At 64.8% G+C, this 4290-nt stretch carries 5 protein-coding genes; 1 reads left to right on the top strand and 4 read right to left on the bottom strand.

Features of this window, described 5'->3' with window-relative positions; translation table 11 throughout:
• The coding region (locus ACKOED_RS05935) for a phasin family protein (RefSeq protein ID WP_408915659.1) at positions 1 to 156 on the bottom strand (156 nt) is incomplete at its 3' end.
• Between the two features lie 253 nt (positions 157 to 409).
• On the opposite strand from ACKOED_RS05935, the gene ACKOED_RS05930 reads away from it, so the two are divergent.
• Positions 410 to 1837, top strand: coding sequence for a D-alanyl-D-alanine carboxypeptidase family protein (locus ACKOED_RS05930; RefSeq protein WP_408915658.1), 1428 nt, complete (start codon positions 410 to 412; stop codon positions 1835 to 1837).
• Here the strand turns inward: ACKOED_RS05930 and ACKOED_RS05925 are convergent.
• From ACKOED_RS05925 to ACKOED_RS05915, 3 genes are read right to left on the bottom strand one after another with little or no spacing between them, the layout of a single operon-like run.
• Positions 1822 to 2529: a molecular chaperone DnaJ gene (locus tag ACKOED_RS05925; protein ID WP_408915657.1), complete on the bottom strand. Its 708-nt coding sequence runs from the start codon at positions 2527 to 2529 to the stop codon at positions 1822 to 1824. The genes ACKOED_RS05930 and ACKOED_RS05925 overlap by 16 nt on opposite strands.
• A 9-nt stretch (positions 2530 to 2538) precedes the next feature.
• Entirely contained in the window at positions 2539 to 3240 is a 702-nt protein-coding gene (locus tag ACKOED_RS05920) for a VWA domain-containing protein (RefSeq protein ID WP_408915656.1), read from the bottom strand.
• 3 nt (positions 3241 to 3243) lie between these two features.
• Entirely contained in the window at positions 3244 to 4053 is an 810-nt protein-coding gene (locus ACKOED_RS05915) for an EipB family protein (RefSeq protein WP_408915655.1), read from the bottom strand.
• Between the last annotated feature and the right edge of the window lie 237 nt (positions 4054 to 4290).

Here is a 4290-nt window from a genome sequence, read left to right as displayed (position 1 = left end):
CTCGAAGGCGGCGGTGCTCTTCTCGAAGGACTTGCGCGAATATTCGGCAGCTTCCTGGGCAATGGCCTGGAAACCCTTGGTCAGCGCGCTCGAGGACGCAACATAGGCCTCGAAACCGTCTTTGCCGAAGGACTGGAACTCTTCAAAGGACTTCATCATGGTTGCGTCTCCTTAGAACCTGATGATCGGGTATATGTGCAATGCAACATGGATGTCAAGCGGATTTTTGCAACGCACCATTTTTGTAACTTGCTCTCTGACCCTGGCCGGTTTACCCGCCCGTAACCACGCCAGTCCTACTCCCGGCCGGAACTCCGGTTTGGCGGCCCGCCTGAGGGCGGGTTGGCGGAACCGGCACTGTTATGATACGGCACACGCGCGGTTGGACGGCGGGCCGGATGGAGTAATGATGGATTTACGGATTTGCACCGGGACCAAGCGGGGGCTTTGGCGGCTCCTGGCCGTCATCTGGCTTGCGGTGCTGGCGGCCGGCCTGGCTCCGGAGCCCGCGTTGGCCAACAGCAAGTTCGCCGCCATCACTGTCGACGCCCGGACCGGCAAGATCCTGCACGCCGAGAATGCCGATGCCGTCCGGCATCCCGCCTCGCTCACCAAGATGATGACGCTCTACATCGTGTTCGAGGAATTGCAGGCGGGCCGCCTCACACTGCAAACCCCTATCAGGTTCTCGGCCCGCGCCGCCGGCATGGCTCCCTCGAAGCTGGGCGTGAAAGCGGGCGGCACGATCACGGTCGAAACCGCGATCCAGGCCCTGGTGGTGAAATCCGCCAACGATGCCGCCACCGCCGTCGCCGAGCAGATCGCCGGGTCGGAAAAGGCCTTCGCCCAGCGCATGACCAGCACCGCCCGGACGATTGGCATGCCGAAAACCACCTTCATGAACGCCTCCGGCTTGCCAAATCCGAAACAGGTCACCACGGCCCGCGACATGGCGACCCTCGGCCTCCGCCTGATGCGGGACTACCCGCAATACTACCCCTATTTCCGCACCCGGAGCTTCGTGTTCCAGGGCCGTACCATCAAAGGGCACAACAAGCTGCTCGGCGCCTATGAGGGCACGGACGGCATCAAGACCGGTTTCATCAATGCCTCCGGCTTCAATCTTGTGTCGTCGGTGCGGCGCGGCGACAAGCGGCTGGTGGGCGTGGTGATGGGCGGCCGCACCGGCGCCACCCGCGACGCCTATATGAGAAAAATGCTGAGCCAGTATTTCGACGATGCCAAGAGCGGCAAGACCATCGCCGCCATCGCCGGCTCATCCAAGGGCGCAGCCGCGGTCGAGACGGCGGAGAACGCCAAGCCCCCCAAGAGCAAGCAAAAACCCGCCAAGGACGAAGTGGCAAAGGCGGCTCCGAAAACCGAGCCTGTTACCGAGGAAGGCGATACCGGCGGCGGCGGCATCGGCGAGCTGGCCGCGGACGCCGCGCCCACCCCCGAAACACCCGCCGCGCCGCCCGCCGAACAAGTTGAGACCGTTCCGCAACCCGCCGATGTTCCGTTCGAAGTCAAGACGCCGGAGCAGCAACTCGCTGACAAGGCGCAAGTGGCGTCGATCACCCCTGCCGCGGACGCCGCATGGATCATCATCTTGGGCGACTATCCGGCCAAAACCGACGCCCAGGCCATGCTGCAGCTGATGCGCAAACGCACCCCCGAAGCGCTCGCCGGCAAGACGGCGCAGACGGTGATGATCGAGAAGAGCGGCAAGGTTACCTTCCGGGCGCGGTTCATCGGCTTCGACGAGGCCGCCGCCGCGGCGGCTTGCGAGGCGATCAGGAAACAGAAGACGTCCTGCCGGGCTCAGGGCCCCAGCTGAAGAAGATATTCCTTGGCCTCGTTGATCTTGGCCGCCAGATAATCGCTGCCGCCCAAGTCAGGATGCGCCGCCTTCATCAACCGGCGATGGGCGGCGCGAACGTCATCGGCGGACGCCCCCTCCTTGAGCCCCAGGATCGCCAGAGCCTCGGCGCGCGTCATCTTGGCGGAGCCGCCAGAAGCCGGACTGGCGCCGGATGCACCGGTCCACTGGGTCCGCCAGTCCGGATGACTGCGCTGGATCCAGGCTTCGAACAGCGCCCGGCTCTGGTCCGCAGCCCCGGCGCACTGCGCATGCAGCGCCTGGGCCTCGGCCAATGACAGGCTCGAAAGCTTCCGGCCTTTGAACCCCCCAGCCAGAACTTCGCCGTCCATCTGCCCCGTGTCATGGTCAAGCTCCATGGCGATGACGCTGGTTGCCACGCGAGAGCGCTGGCCCGGCGACTTGCGCTGCCATGGCAGGCCGTTGGGGAACACCATCTGCTGGCCCATGAGGCCAAGCCCCAGCAGGAACAGGGGCATTGCCACACTCATCTGGCCGCGCAGAGCCATCAGGCCCGCGAAAGCGATCATCGCCCCACCGCCGATTTTACGGACGAGTTCACGAACCTTCGCGGGCTGGGTATTGGCGAAGGCCTTGATCAGCCACCAGCCGCCGACCACGATCACCAGTCCGATCAGCAGATTGAGCATGGCCCGCCCTCAGCCCATCTGCTTGAGGAGAAGCGTGGCGGCCCCGCCGCGCGCCGAGGAATGGGCTTCCAATGCCCTGAAGCCGCCCGCCGCATAGACCGCCACCGCCGCGAGCAACTCGCGCAGGATGCGGGCCGCATCGCCGCCGAAGCGGAAATAGGCGCCGCGGGTGAGCCGCGCGATCTCCTGGAAGCCGTGCTGAGCCGCCGGGTCATGGCCTTCCTGGAACATGAACACGGGAACGCCCACAAGTCCCAGTTCGCCCGCCACCGCCGCCAGTTCGTCGATCGGTTCTTCCAGCGCGTCGCCGATATAGACGCAGGCGTTGATCTTGCCTGCCGCCGCCTCGCCGCGCAGATGCTTCAGGACCCGCAATATCTGGGTCTTGCCGCCGGCGCAGCGGATGCCCGCCATGAGCCTGGCCAGAGACGCGGTGTCTCCGGTCCATTTGGACGCCCGGCATTCATCGAAGCCCCGGAAATAGACCAGCTGCACGTCCAGCCCGCCGACCCGGCCGGCCTCGGCGAACATGTCGCCCTGGATCCCCAGCGCCATGTCCCAGCTCGGCTGGCGGCTCATGGTGGCGTCCATGGCCAGCACCAGGCGGCCGCGCGCGCCCGCCGGTGTGGGAGTAGGCAGGTCCTTGAGTTTGGCGAGAAAGGCTTCGACATCGCCTCCGCCGTTCTCGTCATGGCGCCTAAGCTTTGACATGGCTCAGGGGCAGGACGGCTGCTCAAGCAGCACGAGATCGGTCAGTGTTCCGCGCAACGCGAACTCGCCGTAGTCGAGCACCAGGCCGGTGGCCACGCCATTGTCATAGAGATCGAAGCTCACCTGATATTCCGGCGTCTCCGCGCCGCCTGCGAGCTCGTAATAGCTCACCGTCATCGGCCAGGCACGGTTGGCCCTGAGCGCCGCCGCTGCCGGATTTTCAGTGTCCCGGGCGATCGAGCCGGGCGGTTTCTCCCGGCCCACAAAGGATATGGCCTGGAATGATTTGCCGCCATCCGAGCCATCGAAAATCACACTGTCATCGCGCCCACCACCCTGCGCGCCCAGCGCCAGAAGCCGCAGCTGGTGCTGCATGGGCAGCATTGCTCCGGCTGGCACCTCCACCGGCGCGCCAGGCTTGGTCGAGACCTGTGCCTTGCCCGCCGCATCGGCGGCGGGCCGCGTCATCTTGATCGTCACATCCTCGCGTACCGCGCCATTCACCCGTTCCTTCATTTGGTGGCGGAGTTCCGTGGCTTCAGGCGATTCGAAAGTGGTGGTCATGGTGTCATAGAGCGTGGCCGACCCCTCCTCAGGCCGGAACCGGGTGGCCATGCGGAAATTGACCGTATACCCCTCGCAGCGCGAACCATCGATCTCGAAGGCGAGCTTGCCCGAGGCCGATTGCAGCGCCGCCCCTTCGTTCACCCGGAGCAGGCTCAGGTCATAGATCGCCCGGTGCGGGGCAAGCTGCGCGGCATCGGCACGGCCTGCCAGAAGCAACAGCGCCAGGAAGGCAAGAGCGGTTTTCAACCTTGAAACTCCTTGTGGCCGGTGGTCCCATGCGGATCGCCGGACTTCACCAATATAGTGACCCGGGAGCAGGAGGCAAAGGTTGCCGGAGAACGGTGTCGGTAGCACACGATATGACCGGTTTAGGTAGCACACGATCTGTCCGGTAGGCTGGCCCTTTTTTTGGGGGTCAGCATGAGCCGGACGGAGACCCGAGGGGTTGTGCGAATGATGAAGTTCATGAGCGTTTTTGGCCGT

It is taken from the genome of Aestuariivirga sp. (assembly GCF_046093005.1).
Classification (GTDB): Bacteria; Pseudomonadota; Alphaproteobacteria; order Rhizobiales; family Aestuariivirgaceae; genus Aestuariivirga.
Note: the sequence above shows the minus strand (reverse complement) of the source record. Positions and strands in the feature narration are given on the sequence as shown.

What these genes read in the sequence shown, in the direction of transcription:
- ACKOED_RS05920 (WP_408915656.1), bottom strand. Translation starts at nt 3,240, where the DNA reads ATGTCAAAGCTTAGGCGCCATGACGAGAACGGCGGAGGCGATGTCGAA.
- ACKOED_RS05930 (WP_408915658.1), top strand. Translation starts at nt 410, where the DNA reads ATGGATTTACGGATTTGCACCGGGACCAAGCGGGGGCTTTGGCGGCTC.
- ACKOED_RS05925 (WP_408915657.1), bottom strand. Translation starts at nt 2,529, where the DNA reads ATGCTCAATCTGCTGATCGGACTGGTGATCGTGGTCGGCGGCTGGTGG.